At 33.7% G+C, this 24019-nt stretch carries 27 protein-coding genes and 4 pseudogenes; 24 read left to right on the forward strand and 7 right to left on the reverse strand.

Annotated features, from left to right (window positions below; translation table 11 throughout):
- Nucleotides 1-122: 122 nt before the first annotated feature.
- The 3 genes and pseudogenes from ACX9TM_RS05860 to ACX9TM_RS05870 form a co-directional block, all read left to right on the forward strand.
- Nucleotides 123-1376 (forward strand): annotated as a pseudogene (locus ACX9TM_RS05860) (RHS repeat domain-containing protein); the annotation flags it as partial.
- 19 nt (nucleotides 1377-1395) lie between these two features.
- Nucleotides 1396-2151: an Imm26 family immunity protein gene (locus ACX9TM_RS05865; RefSeq protein ID WP_065381920.1), complete on the forward strand. Its 756-nt coding sequence runs from the start codon at nucleotides 1396-1398 to the stop codon at nucleotides 2149-2151.
- Between the two features lie 50 nt (nucleotides 2152-2201).
- Nucleotides 2202-2567 carry a ribonuclease E inhibitor RraB gene (locus tag ACX9TM_RS05870; protein WP_046392442.1) on the forward strand — a complete coding sequence of 122 codons (366 nt, stop codon included), beginning with the start codon at nucleotides 2202-2204 and terminating at the stop codon, nucleotides 2565-2567.
- Nucleotides 2568-2609: 42 nt separating this feature from the next.
- On the opposite strand, the pseudogene ACX9TM_RS05875 reads toward ACX9TM_RS05870, so the two are convergent.
- A pseudogene (locus ACX9TM_RS05875) lies at nucleotides 2610-2702 on the reverse strand (IS6 family transposase); the annotation flags it as partial.
- An 8-nt stretch (nucleotides 2703-2710) separates the two neighbouring features.
- On the opposite strand from ACX9TM_RS05875, the pseudogene ACX9TM_RS05880 reads away from it, so the two are divergent.
- From ACX9TM_RS05880 to ACX9TM_RS05960, 17 genes and pseudogenes are all read left to right on the forward strand, one after another.
- Nucleotides 2711-3096 (forward strand): annotated as a pseudogene (locus ACX9TM_RS05880) (RHS repeat-associated core domain-containing protein); the annotation flags it as partial.
- Between the two features lie 398 nt (nucleotides 3097-3494).
- Nucleotides 3495-3740 (forward strand): hypothetical protein, encoded by a 246-nt coding sequence (locus ACX9TM_RS05885; RefSeq protein WP_065381919.1) that lies wholly within the window; start codon nucleotides 3495-3497, stop codon nucleotides 3738-3740.
- Between the two features lie 220 nt (nucleotides 3741-3960).
- Nucleotides 3961-4179 carry a hypothetical protein gene (locus ACX9TM_RS05890; protein ID WP_016117399.1) on the forward strand — a complete coding sequence of 73 codons (219 nt, stop codon included), beginning with the start codon at nucleotides 3961-3963 and terminating at the stop codon, nucleotides 4177-4179.
- A gap of 49 nt (nucleotides 4180-4228) precedes the next feature.
- Nucleotides 4229-4708, forward strand: coding sequence for a hypothetical protein (locus ACX9TM_RS05895; RefSeq protein WP_065381918.1), 480 nt, complete (start codon nucleotides 4229-4231; stop codon nucleotides 4706-4708).
- A gap of 231 nt (nucleotides 4709-4939) precedes the next feature.
- The gene (locus ACX9TM_RS05900) at nucleotides 4940-5473 is read left to right on the forward strand and encodes a hypothetical protein (protein ID WP_000397230.1); all 534 of its coding nucleotides are present in this window, start codon (nucleotides 4940-4942) and stop codon (nucleotides 5471-5473) included.
- A gap of 692 nt (nucleotides 5474-6165) precedes the next feature.
- On the forward strand, nucleotides 6166-6564 hold the full coding sequence (locus ACX9TM_RS05905) for an Imm44 family immunity protein (RefSeq protein WP_065381917.1): 399 nt from the start codon (nucleotides 6166-6168) through the stop codon (nucleotides 6562-6564).
- 142 nt (nucleotides 6565-6706) lie between these two features.
- Nucleotides 6707-7174: a hypothetical protein gene (locus ACX9TM_RS05910; protein ID WP_001242144.1), complete on the forward strand. Its 468-nt coding sequence runs from the start codon at nucleotides 6707-6709 to the stop codon at nucleotides 7172-7174.
- Between the two features lie 320 nt (nucleotides 7175-7494).
- Nucleotides 7495-7866, forward strand: coding sequence for a hypothetical protein (locus ACX9TM_RS05915; RefSeq protein ID WP_065381916.1), 372 nt, complete (start codon nucleotides 7495-7497; stop codon nucleotides 7864-7866).
- Between the two features lie 154 nt (nucleotides 7867-8020).
- Nucleotides 8021-8656, forward strand: coding sequence for a hypothetical protein (locus ACX9TM_RS05920; RefSeq protein WP_063220286.1), 636 nt, complete (start codon nucleotides 8021-8023; stop codon nucleotides 8654-8656).
- 473 nt (nucleotides 8657-9129) lie between these two features.
- On the forward strand, nucleotides 9130-9570 hold the full coding sequence (locus ACX9TM_RS05925) for a DUF7832 domain-containing protein (protein ID WP_065381915.1): 441 nt from the start codon (nucleotides 9130-9132) through the stop codon (nucleotides 9568-9570).
- Between the two features lie 75 nt (nucleotides 9571-9645).
- A complete protein-coding gene (locus ACX9TM_RS05930; RefSeq protein WP_065381914.1) occupies nucleotides 9646-9963 on the forward strand; it encodes a ribonuclease E inhibitor RraB in 318 nt (105 codons plus the stop codon).
- A gap of 267 nt (nucleotides 9964-10230) precedes the next feature.
- Complete coding sequence (locus tag ACX9TM_RS05935) at nucleotides 10231-10695, forward strand: DUF6882 domain-containing protein (protein ID WP_063220284.1); 465 nt, start codon at nucleotides 10231-10233, stop codon at nucleotides 10693-10695.
- Nucleotides 10696-10814: 119 nt separating this feature from the next.
- Nucleotides 10815-11489 (forward strand): hypothetical protein, encoded by a 675-nt coding sequence (locus ACX9TM_RS05940; protein WP_061456910.1) that lies wholly within the window; start codon nucleotides 10815-10817, stop codon nucleotides 11487-11489.
- Nucleotides 11490-11529: 40 nt separating this feature from the next.
- The gene (locus tag ACX9TM_RS05945) at nucleotides 11530-12156 is read left to right on the forward strand and encodes a suppressor of fused domain protein (RefSeq protein WP_001008993.1); all 627 of its coding nucleotides are present in this window, start codon (nucleotides 11530-11532) and stop codon (nucleotides 12154-12156) included.
- Nucleotides 12157-12264: 108 nt separating this feature from the next.
- A pseudogene (locus ACX9TM_RS05950) lies at nucleotides 12265-12449 on the forward strand (hypothetical protein); the annotation flags it as partial.
- A gap of 6 nt (nucleotides 12450-12455) precedes the next feature.
- Nucleotides 12456-12938: a hypothetical protein gene (locus ACX9TM_RS05955; protein ID WP_033693220.1), complete on the forward strand. Its 483-nt coding sequence runs from the start codon at nucleotides 12456-12458 to the stop codon at nucleotides 12936-12938.
- A 136-nt stretch (nucleotides 12939-13074) separates the two neighbouring features.
- Nucleotides 13075-13239 (forward strand): hypothetical protein, encoded by a 165-nt coding sequence (locus ACX9TM_RS05960; RefSeq protein WP_000011709.1) that lies wholly within the window; start codon nucleotides 13075-13077, stop codon nucleotides 13237-13239.
- A 42-nt stretch (nucleotides 13240-13281) separates the two neighbouring features.
- Here ACX9TM_RS05960 and cytK2 read toward each other — a convergent pair whose 3' ends face one another.
- Nucleotides 13282-14292 (reverse strand): beta-channel forming cytolysin CytK2, encoded by a 1011-nt coding sequence (cytK2, locus tag ACX9TM_RS05965; RefSeq protein WP_063220282.1) that lies wholly within the window; start codon nucleotides 14290-14292, stop codon nucleotides 13282-13284.
- A gap of 271 nt (nucleotides 14293-14563) precedes the next feature.
- The gene (locus ACX9TM_RS05970) at nucleotides 14564-15109 is read right to left on the reverse strand and encodes a TetR/AcrR family transcriptional regulator (RefSeq protein ID WP_000410998.1); all 546 of its coding nucleotides are present in this window, start codon (nucleotides 15107-15109) and stop codon (nucleotides 14564-14566) included.
- Nucleotides 15110-15278: 169 nt separating this feature from the next.
- Here ACX9TM_RS05970 and ACX9TM_RS05975 point away from each other — a divergent pair, with 169 nt between their 5' ends.
- From ACX9TM_RS05975 to ACX9TM_RS05985, 3 genes are all read left to right on the forward strand, one after another.
- On the forward strand, nucleotides 15279-16196 hold the full coding sequence (locus ACX9TM_RS05975) for an alpha/beta hydrolase (RefSeq protein ID WP_000301566.1): 918 nt from the start codon (nucleotides 15279-15281) through the stop codon (nucleotides 16194-16196).
- Nucleotides 16197-16342: 146 nt separating this feature from the next.
- The gene (locus tag ACX9TM_RS05980; RefSeq protein ID WP_063220280.1) at nucleotides 16343-17449 is read left to right on the forward strand and encodes a metallophosphoesterase; all 1107 of its coding nucleotides are present in this window, start codon (nucleotides 16343-16345) and stop codon (nucleotides 17447-17449) included.
- A 137-nt stretch (nucleotides 17450-17586) separates the two neighbouring features.
- Nucleotides 17587-18564: an HD domain-containing protein gene (locus ACX9TM_RS05985; protein WP_065381913.1), complete on the forward strand. Its 978-nt coding sequence runs from the start codon at nucleotides 17587-17589 to the stop codon at nucleotides 18562-18564.
- Between the two features lie 43 nt (nucleotides 18565-18607).
- Here the strand turns inward: ACX9TM_RS05985 and ACX9TM_RS05990 are convergent, their stop codons facing one another.
- Entirely contained in the window at nucleotides 18608-19732 is a 1125-nt protein-coding gene (locus ACX9TM_RS05990; protein WP_063220278.1) for an anti-sigma factor, read from the reverse strand.
- 5 nt (nucleotides 19733-19737) lie between these two features.
- Nucleotides 19738-20223, reverse strand: coding sequence for an RNA polymerase sigma factor (locus ACX9TM_RS05995; protein ID WP_000824008.1), 486 nt, complete (start codon nucleotides 20221-20223; stop codon nucleotides 19738-19740).
- Nucleotides 20224-20360: 137 nt separating this feature from the next.
- Here ACX9TM_RS05995 and ACX9TM_RS06000 point away from each other — a divergent pair, with 137 nt between their 5' ends.
- Nucleotides 20361-21263 (forward strand): AraC family transcriptional regulator, encoded by a 903-nt coding sequence (locus tag ACX9TM_RS06000; RefSeq protein WP_000446855.1) that lies wholly within the window; start codon nucleotides 20361-20363, stop codon nucleotides 21261-21263.
- A 231-nt stretch (nucleotides 21264-21494) separates the two neighbouring features.
- On the opposite strand, the gene ACX9TM_RS06005 is transcribed toward ACX9TM_RS06000, so the two are convergent.
- Complete coding sequence (locus ACX9TM_RS06005) at nucleotides 21495-23237, reverse strand: sensor histidine kinase (RefSeq protein WP_065381912.1); 1743 nt, start codon at nucleotides 23235-23237, stop codon at nucleotides 21495-21497.
- Nucleotides 23238-23246: 9 nt separating this feature from the next.
- On the reverse strand, nucleotides 23247-23951 hold the full coding sequence (locus ACX9TM_RS06010; RefSeq protein ID WP_000283871.1) for a response regulator transcription factor: 705 nt from the start codon (nucleotides 23949-23951) through the stop codon (nucleotides 23247-23249).
- Between the last annotated feature and the right edge of the window lie 68 nt (nucleotides 23952-24019).

Raw genomic sequence — 24019 nt, forward strand, 5'->3', positions numbered from 1 at the left:
TAGAAAGAAGAGCTTATATAAGCTCTTCTTTCTTTGTATATATTAAGGTAGCTTAGTGGTAAAAACATATATGGTGTGTGGGATAATCTTATTAAAAAGTGATGCAAAAAGAATCATGATAGACAAACTTTGTATATGACCCGATTAACCAATTATTAAATGAAGCACTACCAAACGGAACAACTAAATCATACACATATGATGGTTTTGGAAACCGTACAAGTGTGAAAGTTGTAGAGAATGGAAAAGAAACAAAATCTATAGCAGCAACATTTAATGACGGAAATCAGCTTGTGAAATTCGGAAACGAATCGTTAACGTATGATGCGAATGGAAATCGTACATCTGACGGGAAGTACAAGTATACATGGAACGAAGATGACCAACTTGTAGCTATCACAAAACAAGGCGAAAGCAATGCATTTGCGACTTATAAATATGATAATGATAGTCGTCGTATTGAAAAGAGTGTAAATGGTCAAGTAACACGTTATTTCTATGATGGAGATAGTATTAATCCGTTATATGAGACGGATGGTAGTGGAAATGTTCTTCGTCAATATGTATACTCAGCAAGTGGCGCGCGTCTAGCGATGAAATCAAAAGGACAAACGTTATACTACCACTACAACCCTCGTGGTGATGTCGTTGCGTTGACAGATCAAAATAGAGAAGTTGTAGCAACGTATGAATATGATTCGTGGGGTAACGTATTAAAGAGTGACGCAAAAGGTATCGCAGCAGACAATCCATTTGGATATGCAGGATACATGTATGATAAAGAGATTGGTACGTACTACTTGATTGCGCGTTATTATAATCCAGAGCATGGTGTGTTCTTATCGGTTGATCCTGATCCGGGCGATGAGGATGATCCGGTTACGATGAATGGGTATACGTATGCGGATAATAATCCGGCGATGATGACGGATCCAGATGGGCATGCTGCTTGGTTAGTTGTTAATGCTGGTTTTGCACTTTATGATGGATATGGGGCATATAAATCAGGAAAAGGCGCAAAGGGAATTGCTAAAGCGGCTGCCAAAGGTGCAATTGGTGGTGGTAAACTTAAAGTTGCAGGTAAAGTGGCGAAAACAGCTGTTATTTATCTAAGGACAAATAAAGCAACAGGAAAACAATATGTTGGTAGAGCGAAGAATATGCAAAGGTATGAAAAGCGCCAAAAAGAACATGCAAAGAAAAATAATGCCAAATATGATTTTCAGATTTTACTTAGAACGAAACCAGGGCGACAAGCAAGAAGATATGAACAAAAAATGATTAATAAATTCGGCGGCCCGCAAAAATATGGTGGGAAACTGGAAAATGCACGTCATGAAATCGCTAAGAAAAAATGGAAACAATACTATGTTTAATTAGTGAAGGAGTGAATAAATGCAATCAGTATTATTTAATAAATTAAATTACACGTTACAGGTCGGAAAAATTCGTATGTTTATACCGGATTTTAGTTCAAAAGAATATATCATTTTTGAGGATTTAGCCGGGCTTTTAGATTTAGAGACAAATTATGATGCAATGGTTTTTATACGAAATCAAGTTAAAGAAGCGGGAATAAAAGGTAAAGTCCGTTTTGATTCAGAGAGCGATTGTGTAGAGATATATTCAACAAATGGAAAGACAATGTTACAAGTTGCGATTTTGGTGAATAAGCTTATAGACGAAGAATTTACATTTGAGAATAAAAGAGAGTATGAACAATTCATTGAATCTTGGAAACGACCTAAAAAACAACAATGGAAAGTTGGGGATGTATTTTCTATCTCTTTACCAAATGAAACATATTTTTTCGGACAAATTGTTGAATTGATGGAAGACGTGTTTCCTTTATGTGTTATATTCGATTTACATTTGAAAACAGTGCCTACTAAAGAGGAGATCGATAATGCTAACATTTTAACAGCTTTGATGCTTAATGGAATGGTATTTGACGATTATACTCTTAAGGTTATTTTTGATATGGAAATAATGGGAGAAATAAATGAAAACACTAGGAGAAATCCAGTTCGAAATGTGACTTGGTCTACGTCTCATTTAATAGATTTCTGCATGGAATACAAGTTAGAAAAAAAACAAAAGTTTGTAGAAGAGATATCCGCTAATAGAAATTTTATAATTGAGTATAACTGAGGATAGCAACTTTTATCCGTACTATAAAGCGATTTAAGGGAGATTTATAAATGACAGAAAAAATTCATGAAAGACAAGAAAGAGAAAATCAGGATATAGAAACATTAGCAGCTTTGGAGGATGCAGGATCTAATTTAACGAAAGTGCACTATCTAGAACATTACTTTTTAGTAGATACAATAGAGACTGCAGAGAAAATTGCAGAGGTACTACATGTAAAAGGTTATGATATTTATGAACCATCTGAACAACTTTCAGAAGATGGGCTACGTTACTATGTATTTATAGTGGGGAAAAATTGTATACCAACAAAAGAAAATGTTTGGGAAGAAACAAAGCAAATGGCTGAGTTAGCGATTTTATATAGTGGAACATGTGATAGTTATGACGGATGGGAAACACAAGTAATAGAATAAGTTCGGTGGTAAGGTTTGAAAAAAGCATAAACAGAACAATGTTTAGGTAATAGCTAGTAATTGTTGAAGTTCAGTGTACATTGAAAAGGCGGAGTCTCTTGGAAGGCTTCGCCTTTGTTTATATAAGATATAAATTAGTCTTATTATTCTACCACTACCGTGCACGTGGCGATGTAGTAGCGATAACAGATCAAAATGGACAAGTGGTAGCAAACTATGAATATGATGCTTAGGGAAATGTCCGAAAGGGCGACGCAAAAGGTATCGCAGCAGATAATCCATTTGGATATGCGGGATACATGTATGATAAAGAGATTGGCATGTATTATCTAATTGCGCGTTATTATAATCCAGATCATGGTGTGTTCTTATCGGTGGATCCAGATCCGGGTGATGAAGAATGGATATACGTATGGTGATGATGGTGGATCCGGATGGACATTGGGCATATCGTCTTTGGGTGACGACACAATTGTGGATTTATGATGACAGAACAGCTTATGCTAACTCTAGGGGAGTAAAAGCGGGAATAAAGGGTTGGGCAGAGAGCTATAGTTTTAATTTTATGGGTGGAGGGAATTTTGTTAGTAAATTGGGATCGTTTATAACGGGAGCATCTAAAGGGTGGAAACAATCTAAAATAAAATGTAAGGTAAAGGCGTCCCAAGTAAAAGTTGGAAATCGAAAAGCGATGCAAAGTGTGCTGAAAAGTGCAGGTAAACAAGCAATAAAGGCTGCTATAGTAAGAGGTAGTAATAAAGCTGTAGTATCATCTAAGGTGATTTTAAATGCTGTTAAAACTGGCGAAAAAGTGCGGTAGAACTAAATATACTAGTAAACAGGCTGTAGTAGTTTTAAATAAAAAAGGTAAAGTAATTACAACTTTTGCTAAAGGTTCAAAATACATAAGGAAAGGAAAAAATAAGGTTGTTTAAATTAAATAAAGAGATGCAGATTTTATTGAAACAGACATTAGAATCACAAAATAAACATTTACTATGGTTAAATGTTTATGAAGACTTAAGTATGATAGAAACTGAAAAAATAAATAAATTGAGAGATATTATAGTAGATGAATTAATGGAAAAAGGTTTTGATGAACGAGACAATATAAACGGTTTGGGAAGAGCATTAGAAGAGCTAATTGATATCTTAGGAAATTTAATACCTTAGAAAATGTTAAGCTGTATGGCAACGTTTTTAGCAGATGGAAAGTTCCGTTAATTACAGAATGAAAGATTATATAACTTCTAACAATGCGCTTAATACGAGCGTAGTTATGATTAGAGAGTTTTGTATGTGTAAAATAACTCCAAAAATATAAGGATATATTCTGAGGGCGTATGATTATATAGTATATTTATTGATTCGAATCTTTAAAAGGAGAGGAAACATGGGGAAAATAATAGGGATTATTCTGATTATAGGTGGTATGATTCCATTAATTTATGCAATGATACAAATCTATCGGCAATGGAAAGAAAAAGGGCCTTCTTTTGCTCTTAAATCAATAATTTTCCTAGCCGTAAGCATTTTGCTAGATACTGCAACAACTATTATATTGTGTATAGTAACAGTATTCATTGGTATTTGTTTAATCATCTACACATAATAAGTTCAAAAAGGCTAACTTATCGGTTGTGACTAATTGGAGGGATTGTATGAACTTCATTTTACATGGATCTAAACATACAGTTTTAGCTTCCGTTTTTGACTCATTTCAAGGTAGGGAAAAAGAGTTTAATTGGCTTATAACAGACATAGAGATTGTCGCACATCAGGAAGAGAAACTTATCCGAGATTATCCTAAAATGTCGCATCCAATAGTTTGGATAGCAGGTGAAGAACTTTCAAATCTCGTAAAGAAATATAATCCTCAATTTATTTGGGGCGTACTATCTGCATTTGATAAGTCTATAAACATTGATATTCATAATTTGCTTGTAGAACCCTATGCAAATGGAAACGAAGGGTTCTGGGTACCAAGTCCAAATATTCAGCACCCTCAAGCAAAACTTGAAATTGTTTTTTGGGATTTCAGTTTGATGTTGTTATTGAGTAACGATATAAATATTGATGATAAATTTAGAAATTACTTTAAAGAAGCTAGGGATTTAAATGGCTATAATTCGGAATTTTGATTTAAATGGAGACAACATTAATCTGTTATACGAAACAGATATGGAAAAGGGAATGGTATGCATACTCTACAAGTAGCGTATTATAAGGTGAAAAGCGGATTCTCTGTGAGGAGAATTAGATTATTATTGATTTATAAAAACAAATAGGAATAGATAAACTTAATATTATTAAATAAGAATAGTAGGATGGAATAGGGATAAATATAACTTTGAGAGAAAAGAAGGTGTATTATGGAGTTTACATTCGAAAAGGTTCAACGTATTGAAGATGCAAATATATACCGTGTTAGTAATATAACTGATATTTATGAAACAGATTTATTTGATGATTATAATCGTAATGTTGATAATTTAAGTTTACTTGTTCAAGAGAGGATTAATCAGTTTATTGTACATGTAGATAAATCTGAGGAAAAAAATGTGAAAGAAGAAATAGAGTCTAAAAACATTTCCTACACAGTTTTTGATTCGGGAAGAAGGAACATTTTCTTTGTTTTTGATTCTATACCAAGGACAGAAGTATCATATATAATCAAGTATTTTTATGGTGTAAGTATAGAAAATACTTTTGCTATTATCAGTTTAGGAAATAGCGTTGGTATTAAACTAGAGGAAATAAATCAAAGTAAATTGATGAAGTGTTTAATGGGAGAATGTGTTGTACCACAAATCGAATTAGTTCCATCATCGGCGTGTGCATTTATTCAATATGATGGTGCGCTTTTAACAATTGCTAGTAATAATTTCGATATTTATGCAACATGAAAATAATAAGAGGTAATTAAATGATTTTTTTAGCGCAAGGAGATACTGGAGATATCCAAAGTTAATTAATATGTATATATGTCGCACCACTTATATTTTTCAGAAAAGGTAACTTTAAGAATATAGGAGGATAAAAGATACATGGATAAAGAATATGAAGAACTCATAGTTAGGAGTTTTTTTTAAAAAAAAATCCAGGATAGAATTATTTTTGAACTAACTTCACCTAAAAAAAGAGTGAAGGCATTAGGGCGTTTGGCGCATAACCATGACACTATCTTAAATTCTATGTATTTTGAATCTACCCCAAAAAATATGGTGTATGCTGAAGGAATATCAACGCAATTAAAAAAATATGGAGCAAAGGATTCTTGTTACGTAATGTCCCTTATTAGTGAAATTGATGGGAGTTTTATGGGATTAGAATGTGCAATAGAAAAAGTTATTTGGTGTGGTTTACCTTGTTTAATTTCATGCATACCGAGTAAATTATTATATTTTCAAGCTGAGCAGGGGAGCGGCCCGCCTGAAAGATATATTCTACGTAAAATTTAAAAGTATATTCCTATAAAAAGATATATAAGGTAGGAGAAAGAGTGGCACCATCAATCCATTATATGAAACAGATAGAAAGCGTCCCCCGCTAAATAAAAGTAATAATTGAAAAGGATGAGTGATTATGAGGTTTTTTTTTGAGTGGTGAATTAGAAGGTGACATTGCTGAGGAATTTATAAATATAATTTCAGAAATCGGTAGTGACCTTGAAAAATTAAATAGTAATAATTATGGTAGCGAAGTAGAAGAAATAGCTATAATCCCTATAGTAGTTAACATAACTCCGGAATATGAAGCTGCGGGTTTCTTTAAAGAAAGAAAGCTTTTTAAAAAGAAGAGTAAAGTAGCAGACTTTCGATTAAGGATTGACTATGAGACAGTTTTATCTGCAGATTATGCTACGAAGAAAATATTGATAATTGAAAATATTATTCAATCTATTATACTGTTAGGGGAAAAGGCTACGTCGGACTTTAATGCAATAAAGTTAGAGCAAGATATTTTACAAGTTTTTAATATCAAAGAATTGATATAGTGGGACATTTTACAGGTGAATATTATGTAGTACGAAAATACTAAGGAACACCCTGTAGTTCCTCATAAAACATTATTTTAACTGGAAAAAGGAAAAGAAGAACATACTGTATGGTACTCTCTAGGAAAGAAATGGTGATACTATGAGATTGTATGTAGCAGATGATTCAGAATATATAAACGAAATGCTCTCATTTATGTTTGAGGATATGAGCAAGTATGATTGGATATTTGCAGATATGGTGCCGCACGTATTTAAAGGCGGAGCGGAAGTGATGGATACCATATTTGAGCAAGAAAAATTTTATATTTCAGGTGAAAATCTTTATAGCTTTTTGAAAGAGTATAAAGTTTTACTTATATTTGGAGTGGTGATTGCTGTGGAGAAAGGAAATGAAAAACTCCTTGAAAGTATTCCAGACACTCCAATTATTACAGAAAACAGAGAGTATTGGAAAGATGAGTACAATTTAACGTTGCCAGGATCATTAATGGAGTTTGGTTTTTTTGATACATCAATTTTAATGTTTGCCAGTGATGACGACTATAGCATAGAGAAATTTAAAAGCAGTTTTCAAAATGTAGTATTTTATGTAGAAGATGAATTATAAAAGCGTTAGTGAAATTTGAAAGGAAATCCATCGAGTTTTGGAGAGACGTATATAAGTAATTAGTATCTCCATGAGCGGGGATACTTCGTATTGATGCAGAAGAGCTAGTGTTGGCTCTACTTTTTTCTATATGTATTTTATAAACAATTCGATATAATCTTGATAACAAATTAATGGTAGTTTAAGATGCATGGTAATGTTACATATTAGTATGATGTGAATGCAAAACGATTGTTGAATCTTTCTAGTAAAAATAGAATAGCTGCATTAAAAATTTACAATGAACCTTATGCTATAGGAAAAGAAAGAGGGAATTGTTGATGTGGATAGCGTTTCTAGAATTTTTAGAGTTTATTATAGTTTTGAGTTTAAGTCTTATATTAACATTGGTCGTTTTTTTTCAAGAAAATTATCTGTTTGATATTAAAGAAAGTATTAGTAAGAATAGGTTTTTGTTTATTATTCTAATCATACGTATGTCTCTAGGAGTGTGGATATTATATGTTACAGAAACTACTATAATTGCTGTCTCAAAAGTGACTGCAATTCAATTAATTATTTTACTTCTTTTTTGGGCATGCTCGAAGTATGTAAAAAAAACTCGTGAAAATTGGCTAATTACTATAGTTGCTTTTGTTGTTTATGGTGTTGGTACATACATGTATATTCAGTTTGCTTTTAGAGGCTATTAATATATCATCAGAAAAGTTAGTGGTTAGAAAGATGCATTTATTAAATGTTTGTATGAAGGAAGAGCGAATATAGGCTCTTTTTTCTTTATATATAGGATAGGACATGTATCTAATCCTCGTGGGATAAATCAAAATAGAGAACGGAAGGAATCATATGAACAAAAAAGAATTAAAATTAAAGCTACTGCAAGATCTAGGTGAAGAGTTAAAAGAAGACGGTTATAAGACTAGGATTACACAACAAAGTTTTGTGAAAAAATTTGATAAAGGAAAAATTAGTATGCATTTAGCTTTTATCGATCATCCAGAAGATTTTCATGTGACGGTGGATGTGGGAATTCGGTTTGACGAATTAGAGAATATGAAAAATCAATGGGATGAAGGTTTAACAATTAAAGAGAAAAAGGAAACCTATACGATTGGGGTTGAGTTAGGGAATTTAGTCCATAGGGAGCAAAAAAGATGGTGTGTTGAAAAGAAAACCGATATTTTGCCTGTTACCATAGATATATTAAAAGAGATCAAACAATATTTCATTCCATATATTGATAAGTATGTAGATATAGAAAATGTATTTGATTTATGTGTAAGAGATGATGACGAAGCTGCATTACTAGGTACAACATTTGAGGGATATCGAGCGCAAAATGCTATTGGATTAGCTTTATTATTAAATAAAGAAGAGATGTTAGAGCAAATCATTGAAAAGAAGAAAGAGTATTTAAAGACGCGGGATAAATTTCAATTGGAGTTATTTGAAAACTTTCTTTTTAATATGAATTTAAGATAGGTGAATTTAGTTATTTATTGTAATGATTATAGTAGGTTTAATTGTTGATATTTAGTTAGCCTTTCTAGAAAAACATTAGACTCTGTTTTTTATTAATTATAAATATTAGCATCCTCTATAAGGAATCATTCAAAGTTTTTATGATTATATACAAAACCTTGAATGTAACTTATGGGGGATTTTATTTACAGATTGTGTAATGCGGAAAAGTCTATATTGAATTTTATTCGGTTTGATAGTGCCTGAGAGTGGTGATAACACACGGTAATCTTGTGCGTCAGCGATAGACCGCGCTTTTGATAGCGACTAATCCATTGATTTTAGTTAGCTTGCCTCTTTATTGGGAGTGTCAAAGAATAATTTATTTTTATAAGTTAAATGATTAAGAAGTATTATTATAAAATACTAGATAGATGCTTTTTATTATAATATATTTGAGCTCAATTATATTATGTGAAATAGGAGTGAGAATTTTGTTCGAAACAATAGTTTACGATAAAGCTAAATATCATTATGAAGGAGATTTCCCACAAGAGTTACCGATGGAGCAAGCATTTGTACATACTGGAATGTTCTTAGGTTGGATTATTGATAATCATTTATTTAGTGATGAATTCTTAGAAGAGACCGAAGAGGAAATTAATAAATTTAAACTTAGAAAAATGACTGGAACTCAGGTTTATATGTTCTGGGATGGGGTTTTAAGCGATGACATGTTAAATGATGAAGGGAATCAATTTGCAATAGATTATTTTGATTTTGAAAAAGGTTTATATTTAGATGATTATGATGATGTATTTTTAGAGTGTGATACATTATATCAAGTGCAAGATACTTGGGAAAATTACTTTAAATTAAAAGAAGTGATCGATATTAGGTATACAGAATGGAAAAAACTTAAAAATAACGGGTAAAGAGGACTTTAAGTAATGGAATATTTTTTGTTCCAAATGAAGGTTTATTATATGCTATAGAAAAGGGGAGAAATAATGAAATTCCCAAAAGATGAAGATGGACAAGTATTAAATATGTTATATAAACAAGGTGTAGATTTTAATAAAAAACACATAGTAGATTTCTTTATTGCAATTCCTGATCAAGGTAATGGAGAAAAAGTAATTGGTAGATTACAAGCATTGGACTTAAATTGTGAATTAGATTTTAATGAAGAATTTGAAGATTGGACATGTACTTGTTCTAAAGAAATGTTCTTAATTTATGAGGATATCGTAGAGATGCAAAAGGAATTGAATAAACCGGGTGAAGAGTTTGGTGGATATACAGATGGTTGGGGTGCATTTGTGTAATATTGAATTTATTTATCGTGATAAAATAAATTAGACGGAGTAAAGAAACTATTTATGGAAAGAAGGGCTTATATAAGTTCTTCTTTCTTTGTATATATTAAGATATCTTAGTGATAGAAACGTATATGATATGTGGGCGGGGGGATACCGGTAAAAGCCCGATTGGTAAGGACTAATTAAAGTTTCACTTTATATAGGTTTTGAGAGAGTAAGATATAAGGTATATTGTTTGTAGCGGAAATCTTGACGGAAGGAAGCGTGTGATAATTGGCAATGACGGATGAACAATTCGAGAATTATCTTGTTATGTGTTATGACAAATTAGAAAGTAAACAGCAAAAATTCATTTCGGATTATAATATCTATAACTTTGATGAGTATTGGTATGATCAAGATCAATGTATATTACAGTTTAAAAAAAATGGTCAAGTATTACTTGAATTTAGTGTTGTTTTTATAGGGTCTTGGTCTGGAAAGCGTAACAGTTGGATGTGGTCTTGGGCTAATGAGAATGTGGCTGATTATACAAGAAGTAAGTCTAACTGTTTGAAAGATTTACAAAAGATTACAGGAAGTGAGGTTTTTATAAATCCACTTTTTGAATGCGATCAAGAAATGGCGTATGAGCTAGCAGCCTTTTCCATTGAATATTTAGATGCAGAAGGAATGTATATGGCACCAGGTGAGAGAAGTGATGTATTTATGGCTGTTATGTCACCGCATGCGTTGTGAGTAGAGCATATGAAAAATATAGATAAGGTAAAATGAATAAGGAGTACAGTTTAATAAATTAATAAAAGGTATCATAGGTCCCTGATGCCATGGTGATAAATTTAAAGGAGTGAATTATATTGCTTGAAGTAAAGTTTTACGATTGGAAAAAAAAACGTCCTAAAAAACATTATTTGCTTGTACATGAAATTAGAATTTTCGAGCTAATTTTCTCAAAGAAAGTTAGCGAGTTTGAGATGGGATTAAGAGAGATTGAAAAAGTAACTGTCTTTTGTTTAGCTAACGAAAACACTGATATTTCATATGAAGTGAATAGAGCTTTGGGTGAAATTCGTATATATGTTCCATATGATTTTATGGACTTTTTAGCATTAAATTCAGTTGAAGAGAAATACAAAGAGTTTTGCAAATTAGTACGCCAATATGTTGTCCTTGGACTTGAAGAAAACTCTACTCTTTCATCATCTGTTGTTAAAGGGTATATAGAGGAATCTTTAGATGAAATTGTGAAGCAAAACTATGAAGGAATATTTTTAGTTGGGAAGACACCTAAGAAAAGCCCAAGCCGTAAGAAGATAGCGATATTAAAAGGAATTCATCGTGTTAAAGGTTTCCAGCTACGATGTGAAGTGTATGATGAAAAGGGATTAAAGATTCGAGATCAATTATTGGTGGAAGAGGTAGGAAATGAAATGGTGTATGCAAGATTTTTGGGTACATTAAAATGGGAAAGTGAAAATCTAATAGTAGTTCAATCTAAATCCAGTAGTTGGAAAGAAGAAATCTATCTTTAATAACAAGGTTGTATAGTAGAAAGAGGGTTGTAGAGCATAAATGAATTTTTTTCGAAAAAATAAATTAAGTGACATTCAGAAAAAATACTATGAACATTTTGGAGAGCCTAGTCAGATTCTTGAATATACCTGGGGTGAAAGAGGAGCTAAAAGAGTAGAATTAGATAATACCGCTCTAAAAAAAGGAATGCTATACGTTTTAGAATTCCCGAAAAATGAAGATAGGCCAGTATGGACATATGTGACATTAGGGATGTCAGCTGAATATATGACCAATGGTGCTAAAGGAGAATTAATTTGGTTAAATGCAAATCAAAATGAGGAAATGATTGATTTGCTTGCTGGATTAGCACATTATCCATTTATAGATGAGACCTCGTTTGATTATGGGGATACAATTTCTAATGCGGATGCTGAATCTGATTTTTCAATGAATGTGCTTTTAGTAAGCCCGGCAGTTATTGAGGCAGGAGAGTCTCCAGAGCTAATGGAGTTTTTTGAAGAAAAGGAGCTTGATTTATTTTGGTTATTACCTATTCATCAAGCAGAAAAAGAGTATATGATGGAACAAGGAGATGGAGATATTAGTGCGCTCTTTGACCTTTGGCTGGAAAAAGAGATTGATACAGAAACTTTCTGTGATCCACATCGTTTATCTACGGTTTGATAAAAATATTTTAAATAATAATTGTGAGTAAGCATCAAACTTATTAATATTAAGGAAGTTTGATGCTTATTTTTTATGTTTAGAATAAACGAGAGGTTTTTGATATATATGAAAGATATTGTATGTAAAGAATTAATAAGTCTTAAGTCTATTGTTGAAGCCTATCAATTTAAAAAAATGAGTTTGGATTATAACAAAATGTAATTTTGCTAGTAAAAGACAATCAGAATCGACCTTTTATTATTGATTTAGATAAAAAAAATGTGAATATAAATATTTTTAATTTAGAGGTGATAAATGTGAATGAACGTCTAAAGAAAATTGCAATGTTAAGAGAAAAGGTAGAGGAAAAGGCTACTAGAGAAAAGTTTTTAATGTTATGTCCGTCTATAAAAGAATTTCAGATTATTAGCGGGAAGAAAATTGCTTCATTAGTAAACTTTTTAATTGATGAAACACCGAATCCTATCAAAGTTATGAGTGAATTAAATGCTGAACAAGTTATCAATGAAATAAAAGAATTTGAACGTGAATTAACTAGTTTATTGTCTAAGAAGATTATTGTATGGTATGCACATGAAAATTGGGACTTTGGTGTGCAATTAGAATTAGAAGATTTCATGTTATATACAAAAGAAGTATTACATTTCATTGGATATGACGATGCTCAAAGAGGATTAATTTATTCTAGCCTTATTGTAGTAGATGAAGCAATGAGAAGTGCTTTTTCTTTTCTAAAGAATGAGTATAATGTCGAGATAGTACTATGGAAAGAAAGCTGAGTGTATTAGAGTGTTTTAAAACAAATTGGATGAATGGTTGAATTTATTATTAGAAGAAGTGGTGCGTGGTTTAGTGTGATAGAAAGAAAAAGAGAGTCTTCAAGGGATATGTATAAGAGAGTAAAGGAGAGAAAATATGTCTTTTTATAAAGAGGAAATAAAAGGGGATAAATTGATTATAAGTGATGAAAGCATTGATATTTTAATGGATGCTTTTCAAAATAAAGGTGAAGAGATGCCTAAAAATATATCATGGAATTTCATAGCGACGGTATTACTCGCGGGATCTTATTATGAATAAGTAAAAAACGAAGAGTCTAAATAGTCCCTTCGTTTTTTTTACTTATTTTTTCTCTACTAACTTTTTATTCTTCCAATCTAGTGTAAATAATTTATTAAATGTTTTTTGATCAACGTCTTTTACGTTGTTTCCAACCCAGTTTGCAGTTCCGAATGTGTAGCCTGGACGAAGTTGGTAGTCGTCGGCGTGTTTTGTATAAGCGACCTGTAAGTTAGATTGATCTGTATTTTTTTCAGAGATAACAACAGCAATCATACCAGGAGAGAAACCGCTATTTGTTAATGCTGGAAGTTGATCCATCGGTAGTAAATTACCTTTTGCATCAGATTCATATAGGTATGTGCGAGAGTACATGAACAGTTGGTTTCCATATAAAGAATGATAGGAGTCACGTGTGTAAATACCCCAGTTTTGATTGTTATATCCGTTAAAGAATACGTTCCACTTTACGTTTTTGTTTGTTTGGTCAATTAAATTTGTTTTATAACTAGTTTGTTTATAGCTTACAGAGTCAGACCAAGTGACTTGACCAGTTGCACCAGCTTCACCGCTAGGGCCATTAGGCGTTACAGAAGCTTTAACAGAGCCACCAAGTTGATAAGATACGCTAGATGTTACAGTCGTTTCTTCTACAGCATTTGTAGGTGCTACGTTAAAGAAACGAGCGCTGTTATCTTGAAGGTTAAATGCAACATCATATTGTGAAGGATAACGTAATGTTGCACTAGCGCCAGAGATTGGGTAGTTATCAATAGGTGCATCACTTATAGTAGGATTTGCTTTTAGAAAACTACCAGTTGTATTAATAACGGCAATCTGTTTATCAGCGCTTGGGTCATCGATAAAAGTTACCTTTAAAGACATTGTCATATTATCAGCTTGGTCATTATTAAATGTATTATAGCTCGTATGTGTTTTTGCATTTTGCCCGATATCTGTTACAACTTGCGATGTTGTTTGAGCATAAGCAGCAGGTGTTGAAAGAGTTACAGCGCTACTAGCAAAAACAGCGGATAATGCTAAATATTTTAAGTATGTTTTAGAACGTTTCATACAATCACTTCCTTTTATCTTTGTCGATATATGTCGTATTACATTTATATCGTAACATGAAAATAAAACGGAATGGATGGTTATGCATAATTGCATAGATGAGTTTTGAAGGATAACGATAATAGCATTTTATCAATCCTTATTAAGGAAATTGATGTGATTTTATTTTATCCCGCTATTTGCTGGGCAGTAAGACCCCCACCTCAAAATGCAGCGAAAGCAAAGAAGTTAGGTGGGGGATGAATAAATCCCCACTGATTAAAGTTTCATTTTATATATTCCTCCTAATCAATTCTCCAACTTGCGTCGCAACAAACGCAACATCACTATCAATTTCATCCAACACGTAAGACTCTAAAATGCCCATTACAGCTGTTCCTAAAAATTTTAAGACGATATGTTTATCGATGTTTTTATTTACTGATGTGTCTGTATTTAATTTTTTCTCTATTTCACCCATGATGAAAGTTAGTAATTTTTTTTGAAATGATAAGGTGCTGTTACTTCTAAATAGTGCCGCAAAAAATGGTTTGTGTTCTTTGAAGTATTCAAACCATATGATTGTTCCTTCTATAAATTCTTTGTTTTGCTTCTCGTAGCATATTTCTTTTAATTGGTCTAAATGATCGTCCACAATTTTATCTAATAAATTGTACTTATCTAGATAGTGTAAGTAAAACGTTTTTCTTCCGATATTTGCTTTTTCGGTAATGTTTTTAACTGTAATTTCATCAAATCCATCTGTAATTAACATTTCTATAAATGCCGATTGAATGGCGTTTTGTGATTTTATAATTCTTCTATCGATTTTCTCCATATCGTGTTCCTCCGTTGTTGATACACATATTTCTTTATGTGTGTATTATCACCCAAATGCGTAAATGTGGTCATTGAAACAAGGTTCTACTCATTTTATTATAAATATACATGTGAGTAATAACTCTCACAAGTGTAAAATTAATAATAAGATAAGGGTGGTTTTATATATGGCAGTTACGAAAAGAAATGTCCGTTTTTATGCAAGAGGATTACAAGTTGCAGGTATTTTAAATATTCCTGTAGGTGCTGAGGGAAAGAAACAAAATGCAGCGATTGTTTGTGTGCATCCAGGTAGTAGCTGTAAAGATCAAACGGCAGGATTATATGCAGAGAAGTTAGCAGAACAAGGCTATGTAACGCTTGCGTTTGATGCATCGTATCAAGGTGAAAGTGAAGGTGCACCGAGATATATGGAAGAACCAGCTGCGCGCGTTGAAGATATTCGCTCAGCGGTAGATTATTTGACTACTCTTTCTTATATAGATGAAGAACGTATCGGTGTGTTAGGCGTTTGTGCGGGCGGTGGTTATGCGGTAAATGCCGCAATGACAGAGCGCCGCATTAAAGCAGTTGGCACAGTTGTTGGTGCAAATATTGGCCGATTAAATCGTGAAGCTGATCCAATTGGGGTGTTAGAGGCGATTGGTAAACAACGTACTGCTGAAGCACGCGGAGCAGAGGAACTGATTACAAATTGGATTCCTAAAAATCAGGAAGAGTTAGTAGCAGCGGGTATGACCGATATAGATATTGTAGAAGCAGTTGAGTATTACACAACGCCACGAGGGCAAAGTGTTAACTCTCCAAATAAGCTAAACTTTACGAGCATGGGATCGGTAATTGGTTTTGATGCGTTCCATTTAGCAGATACGTTATTAACGCAGCCGCTGCAAATTATTGTCGGTAGCAAGCAAGGCGCATTCGGTTCTTATAAAGATGGTCATGAGCTGTATGAGAAAGCAGCTTCAGAGAAAAAAGATTTACTTGTTGTGGAAGGTGCGAGTCATTACGATTTATACGACCAACCAGAACCAGTAAGAATTGCAGTTGAAAAATTAACAAGTTTTTATAAAGAGCATTTGTAAAAACAATGTTGATATAAATGGTGCCTATAGTTGTTAGATACAAGTCTAACAACTATAGGTTTTTACTATGATGAGCGAAGTGCTTAATATTTACGTTATAAGTGCATAACAAGTTATAATAAAAGAAATCAATAAGGAGGCTGGCTGTGAAGAATCTTCGTTATCTCAATATATTTACGATATTAATTATATACACACTACTTATGTTTTACATCGGCTGGAACGGATGGGTTTGGCTTCATGCGGTATTTGGCTGGGAATCTTGGGGATATTATGCTTTCATAGTCGCATTTATTTCATATGCGTACATTCTCGTGCAAGTGTTTAAGTTTCTGCCATTTCTGCGAACGATAGGTTCGATTTGGTTTGCGGTCATACAATATGCACTTATGTTGTTGCCATTAGCTAATATTATGGTCTTTCTTTTACAGTTTTCAGTAGAGAAAGAAGAGGCAATTATTTGGACAGGAGCGGCTGTGATAGCTGCATTTATCTTTATCTTTGCGTACGGAGTATTTAATGCGTATAGTCCGGTAGTAAGAAAGTACGAGGTGCACATACCGAAAAAGGTAGAGGGGCGTAAAAGTTTACGCATTGCGATGGCTTCTGATATGCATTTCGGTAAACTGTCTGGCGTTTCACATTTAAAAAGACTTGTTCGTCATGTAAATGAGATGGAACCTGATATTATTTTACTGCCAGGTGATATTATCGATGATCATCCAGGTGTGTTCATTCAAAAGAATATGGGATCGATCATGAAACAAATGAAAGCTCCATTAGGCGTATATGGCGTTTTAGGAAACCATGAATACTACGGCAGAGCAGTTCCAGAGTTTTTACAAGAGATGGATAAGATTGATATTCGTATTCTTTTAGATGAAGTAATTACAATTGAAGATGACTTTTATCTCGTTGGAAGAAGAGATAAAACAGAGCGAGATCGTCAAAGCTTTAAACAATTAATGAGTACGGTAGATAAATCGATGCCTGTTATCGCAATGGATCACCAGCCATTTGAGTTGAAACAAGCAGCAGCGGCAGGTGTAGATTTATTATTATCCGGTCATACGCACCGCGGACAAATGGCGCCCAATCATATTGTAACGAGAAGAATGTACGAGCTAGACTGGGGATACGCACAAAAAGGCGCGTTCCACGCAATTGTTTCTTCTGGATTTGGATTTTGGGGACCCCCGCTTAGACTTGGTAGTAGGTCGGAGATTGTGCAGGTAGAAGTTACGTTTGAATAGGGGTTATGAAATAGAGAGCTGATTGCTCTCTATTTTTTTCAATAAAAACAAATAACAATAAATATTTATGTTGGTGCTAATTTCATAAAAGAGATACGATTATAAGACTCGATTAAAATAAAGGGGGGGGATTGTAAGTGATCATATCAGATGTACTATACGGAGAATTTGAAGTGGATCAAGTAGTAGAAGAATTAATTTCAAGTAAGTCTATGCAAAGACTAAAGGGAATTCATCAAAATGGCGCAAGTTACTTAGTGAACGAGAAATGGAATGTAACGCGCTTTGATCATTCAGTTGGTGTTATGTTATTAGTTAAAAAACTAGGTGGTTCAGTAGAAGAACAGATCGCTAGTTTACTGCATGACGTATCGCATACTGCCTTTTCCCACGTGATTGATTACGTTTTTGATAATGAAGATGAAAGTTATCATGAAGAGATATTTAGTTCTGTTGTGAAAAACTCAGAAATTCCAGCGATCCTTGCGAAGCATGGTTATAACTATGAAGATATTTTATTAGATGATTCGAAGTGGACATTACTGGAAAGGTCAGCGCCCGAATTATGTGCAGATCGAGTGGATTATACGTTACGAGATATGTATACATACGGATATATTTCTTTAGAAGAGGTTCATAGATTTTTAGAGGATATTATCGCAGTAGAGGGGAAAATGGTCCTTCAAAGTATCGAAATGGCAGAGTGGTTTACAGAAACGTATTACAAAGAAGTAATCGATTTCTTTATGAAACCAATGAATATTTACGGAAATGATATGTTAGTGAAAACGTTAAAGTTAGCTCTTCATAAAAAGGTTATTCATGCAGATGATTTCCTTCTTGAAGATGATGAGCTTATTTCGAAATTGCAGCAATGTAATGATTCAGAAGTCCATGCTTTATTAAGAAAGGTTCATCCCAATGTAAAAGTAAAAGAAGATAGAGACAATTACGATTTGTATCAGAAAAATAAAGTCCGTCTTATTGATCCTCCGTTACTTCGTGAAGGTGAAGTTATTCCAGCATCTGTTGTGTCAGAAAACATAAGACAGATGAGTGATATTGCTTATGAAAAAGCGGTGAGAGGGATGTATGTGAAAGTGATTTCGAATTAAAAAAGAAGTAGCGCATCGTTTTTAGAGCGCTACTTCTTTTTTATTAATGATCAAACCAATTCCAAATCTCAATATCTCCAAGAGTCGCATAACGTACGTGCGGGGAGTTTTGTAATTTTAATAACTCTTTCGATGGGCCAGTAATAACAATTCCGTATACTTTTACACCGTTGTCCTTTACATATTGATAACGTTTATCTAAGTTTAGTTCTTTCTCAGAAAGCGCTGATATTTTGCTTACCGTTTTTTTATGGATAGAAAGGATGCGCATCATTTCGGTTACTTTGTCTTCTTGCGTTTTCTGTCCGTCAGTTTCATTAGCGAGGAATCTTACATGTTCTGGAAACCCTATAGCTTCTCCGCCATGTAGGATATAGTCATCTACATTTTTTCTTTCTTGTCCTGTATCTAAAGCGTACCATACAGGAGTTGGAGGGAGTTCTTGTGCCTCGAATGTGCTATATAAAAGCGGTTCTAATTCTTTTAAAGTGTAAGCTTTATCAAAAGAAATTGCTACTTCTGCAACGGTTCCATCATGTACTTTTGCAAGTGTATCCCATACTTTTTTTGATGAATCCTTTAAATAATCACCCTGCTCTGTTTTTGGATGAACAAAGAAGAGTTTTGGTTGATAGAACGGATTCATCCAAGTTCGCTTCGTAACATCTACAGATGATAAGAAGCTTTTTGTTTCTATTGTACCGAGGGGCATTTCTTTTTTACCGACGGTTCGTACTAAATCAAATTGGCTATTCGTACGGAAAAAAGCTTCTACACTTGTTCCGCCTCCCATAACACGGCTATTTGGGATCGTTGCTTCAAGTGCAAGCGAAGGAACCTCTCTAATTTCTTCTAGCCTTTTATCATTATTAGCTTGAAAATAAAAGGCTGATAATACCCCGCCGATTATATAGATAACGATGCAAATTGATAATATAAAACCAAACGTTTGTAAACGATGTTTCCACTTAATTCTCCAAAAAGGAATTTTAAGATTTTTTGGAGGTAACTTTTTCTTAATTGGTTCTGTTTTTGTTAACAGCTCATCTAAGTAAGCTTCACACTCTTCACATGACTCAATATGACTTTCTAACAGTTCTTGTTCATCATGCGTGAGCGTTCCATTTTCATACTTCTTCCATAGTTTTTTAAATTCTGTACAACCCATCCGTATCACTCCTTTATGCTTTTCGTGTCTTTCCGTCCCCTGTGTAATTCAATTTTCACTTTCGCTAATGAGAGACCAGTCATTTCTGCTATTTCCTTATAGGAGAATCCATAGTAATCTCGTAGTAGTAGGACATTTCGTCTTTCGAGCGGAAGAGCGTATAAACTGTCTAACCAACTAGCAATCTCATGTTTTACGAAATATTCATGTTCTGTACTTGGCACGTTTGGTAAATGGAATTCTTCCACTGTAGTTGTTTTATACTTTTTTTCTTTTCGATACCAATCGATAAAGGCATTGTAGGCAATTGTAAATAACCACGGCCTAATTTCTTCTCCTTTATAATAGTCAATATGGACGAGCATTCGGTAAAATGTTTCTTGCATGAGATCTTCCGCATAGTGGGAATCTCCGGTTAGGGAGAGAAGATAGCGAAATAAATCTTGCATATGCTCTGAGTAAATTTCTTCTAATGATTGTTTACGTTTCACTACATTTCCCTCCCTTCATACATAACAACGAAATACATATAAAAAAGTTACAATTTTTTATGGAATTATAGTAAAAAACGTCAAGAATTGGATTACGTTCTCTTTTATCATAATACATATAAGGCGGGTGAACAGAGATGGAAAGCTATGAAACACAAATTCAAAGGTCAATTGATTATATTGAGGAAGATGTAATGGAAAAACAAACGCTGCGTAATTTAGCGCGGGTTGCAGGTTTTTCTGAGTCTCATTTTCATCGTGTATTTCAGGCGTTAGTAGGTGATACGGTAATGGAGTATGTTCGAAAGAGGAGGTTAGCCCGGGCAGCTTATCAACTTTCTCATACGGATGAAAAAGTTATTGATATCGCGTTTGAACATGGCTTTCAATCTCACGAAACGTTCACGAGAGCCTTTAAAAAATTATTTCAAATGACACCGAGTGAATATCGAAAACAAGAAATCGAAACACCGATGTATTACAGAGTAAATGTAAAGCAAAGAAAATTAAATCCGTATTTAGGAGGCATACAAATGGAATATCGTATTGTAAATAAACCAGAATTTTTAGTGGCGGGTTATGAACTGAAGACGACAAGTAAAGAAGGGAAAAACCATCAAGACATTCCAGCATTTTGGCAAGAATATTTACAAAAAGATCTTGGAACGACGATTCCGAATCGTAAAGATACGAGCCAATGGGTAGAGCTTGGATTATGTACTGATTTTAATTTAGAAACAGGAGACTTCACTTATATTATCGGAATGGAAGTTACAGACTTTGAAAATGTACCAAATGAAATTGCAAAGCGTACTTTCCCGGCAGCAACATATGCAGTATTTACAACGCCGAAAGTTCCTCATGAAGAAATGGTATCGTCTATCCACCAAACTTGGAATGCAGTATTCTCAGAATGGTTTCCGCATTCAGGATATGAACATTGCGGTGTTACGGAGTTTGAACTGTACGATGAGCGTTGCCACGAAGATAAGAGTGAGTTTGCACAAGTAGAGCTTTGGATACCGGTGAAGAAAAAATAATAAGAGGAGAAGCGAATCACTGTGGGTGGTTCGCTTTTTTATGAAATATGAAATAGTTGCTCTTATCATATGGTTTGCTAGATTTGTCGGTTTTTGTCGGTAAGTCGATATATTTAGAAAATCGCCGATATAATTTCATATACCGCTAAAACAACTCAGAAAGATGGTCTATATAATTTCATGTACCGCCGAACTCCCCCAAAAAAGAAAAGGCACCAAACAGCACCTTTCCTACGAACGAAACGGAAATACAAGAATAATCGTCGTTCCTTTTCCGAGTGCACTATCAATGGAAATTGTTCCGTTATGAGCATGAACGAGCTGTTTTGTAATGGCTAGGCCAAGTCCAGTTCCGATGTTGCTTTCTTCTGTGTTTGTTCCGCGGTAATATCGTTCAAATAGAAGTTCTTTCGTTTTTTCATCCATTCCTTTTCCGTCATCTGAAATGGAGAGTGTAAAGGAATTAGCGTTTTGTGATAGTTTTACGATGACAGTAGTTGTTTCATTATTATGTTTTACAGCATTTACGAGTAAGTTTTCGATAATACGCTGGAACCATTTTTCTTCAATGAAATATTGAATTTTATTTGAGCTCGGTACGAATTCAATATTTTGATTTTGGAGTGTTGGATTGTTAATAAATTGCAATAACACTTTTTGAACGAACTGATTGATTTCAACGTTTACGTGTTGGGCAGGAAGGCTGTTATTTTTTAATTGATACGTTAAGCTTAAATCATCAATTAATGTTGTCATATATTGAGATTTCTCTTTCATAACACTACCAAATTGCTGAATATCACGATCAGTCCAGTTATATTGATTCGATTCGAGTAATAATGCGTAGCCATATATAGAGCTAAGTGGTGTTTTTAAGTCGTGTGTTAGACCGGTAATCCATTCTTCTCGTGTTTGCTGGAGGACTTGCCTCATCGCATCATTTTTTTTGAGTGTAATAGAAAGGTGTTCTAGTGAACTTGTTACATCTCTAAACAAACGGAATGACCATTTTTCTTTACCAGATCGCCGGAACCTGACGGGTTTTCCTTTTTTACTAATAGGTTCTTCATACTTTCCACCAGCGATATTTTTAAGCCAGCGCATCGCATGTAATAACGGTTTCCCGAATTTATTACCGTACCAAATAGAAAGAATGACTAAATAAACAAATACGATAAGAAGGATTAATCCACATCCGATGAGAAACTTCTTAGTAAATACATCTTCAATTTCGTCACCTGGATAGTAGTGCTCATTTTTTGCAGTTACAACGAGAAGGTTGCCACTATTTGCATCGTAAAAGCTAGACGTATTTTCTTTATGATTCCACGGTTCTTTTTCATTAAGGGCGATTTGTATTGCTGAAAATGTTTTTTTCTTTCCAGCTGGATAGGCAAAAAACTCTTCGCCATTTTGATTAAATATTTGAAGTGCTGCTTTTTCTTTAGACAGTAACTGTTTTTCTTGATCTGTTAATGTGAACGAATCCATCGTTAAAGAGGAGTGATCCTTTTGAATTGCTGTCAGTAACGCATTGCTTTTTAACATACCACCATAAATAACAAGTACTTTCTTTTCTTCTAATTCAATTTCCCAATATGTAAATTTATAATTACTTTCGATATGATGTTGTATATATGCGACTAAAGATGTCTTCGTATAAGCATTCGGAACATCATTTGGTGTATTAAAGTGGTAGAGGATTTTTCCGTTTTCATCTACAACTTGGAGCCAATCATTTTTCTCCTTTATTAAATCTTGCACTTCAGATTGTAACGAAATATGCCCATCTTCTGAAGAGATGTATCTTGAAATTGTAAAACTATCAGAATCTGGAATGTTAGGTTCGTATAAAGTACTAGTAAGAAGAAAAATTAAATAAGTAAAAGCAGCAACTACAGCGATAAGTAATGTAACTAAAACAAAAACGTGTTGCATGATAAATTGAATAATAAGTCGTTTATTAAAATTCATATCGTCACCCTACTTTGTAACGAACTTATAACCAAGCCCGCGAACGGTTTTTATATATTCTGGTTTACTTGGATCATGTTCAATTTTTTCACGTAGTTTTCGAATGTGGACCATAACAGTGTTGTCATCGCCATTATAGGCAGGTGCTCCCCAAACTTTTTCGTATATTTCCTCTTTCGAAAATACGTAGTTCGGATTCTCGCAAAAGAAGAGTAGTAGTTGAAAGAGTTGAGCGGAGCATTCGACAATGTGCCCATCTACTGTTAGTTCTGCAGAGTGCTGATCAATTTCAAATCTTCCAAATGAAATCGAGTGTGATTTTTGTTCGTGTGGTACGGTTTGTTTCATATGTCTCCGAAGCTGTGCTTTCATGCGTGCTACTACTTCTAATGGATTAAATGGTTTCGTAATATAATCATCTGCACCGTATGAAAATCCGGATATTTTATCTAAATCAGATGCTTTTGCTGATAGGAAGAAAATTGGACAATCTGTTTGTTGGCGAATGATTGGACAAATATCAAAACCAGATTGTCCAGGAAGCATTACATCTAAAATAATTAAATCGTAATTGTTTTGCTTAGTTAGAGATAAAGCCATTTCAGCTGATGTTGCAGTTGTAATATGAGAAAAGCCTTCTTTTTCAAGAATGGTAGTTAGTAATTGTAAAATTGCTGTTTCATCATCAACGAGTAAAATATTTGCTTGGTACATAAACATCCCTCCTAATTTTCTCGAATATCATATCATCATTTTGTAACTTATGGAATTTTTAAGGAAAT

It is taken from the genome of Bacillus sp. LH1, assembly GCF_057924895.1.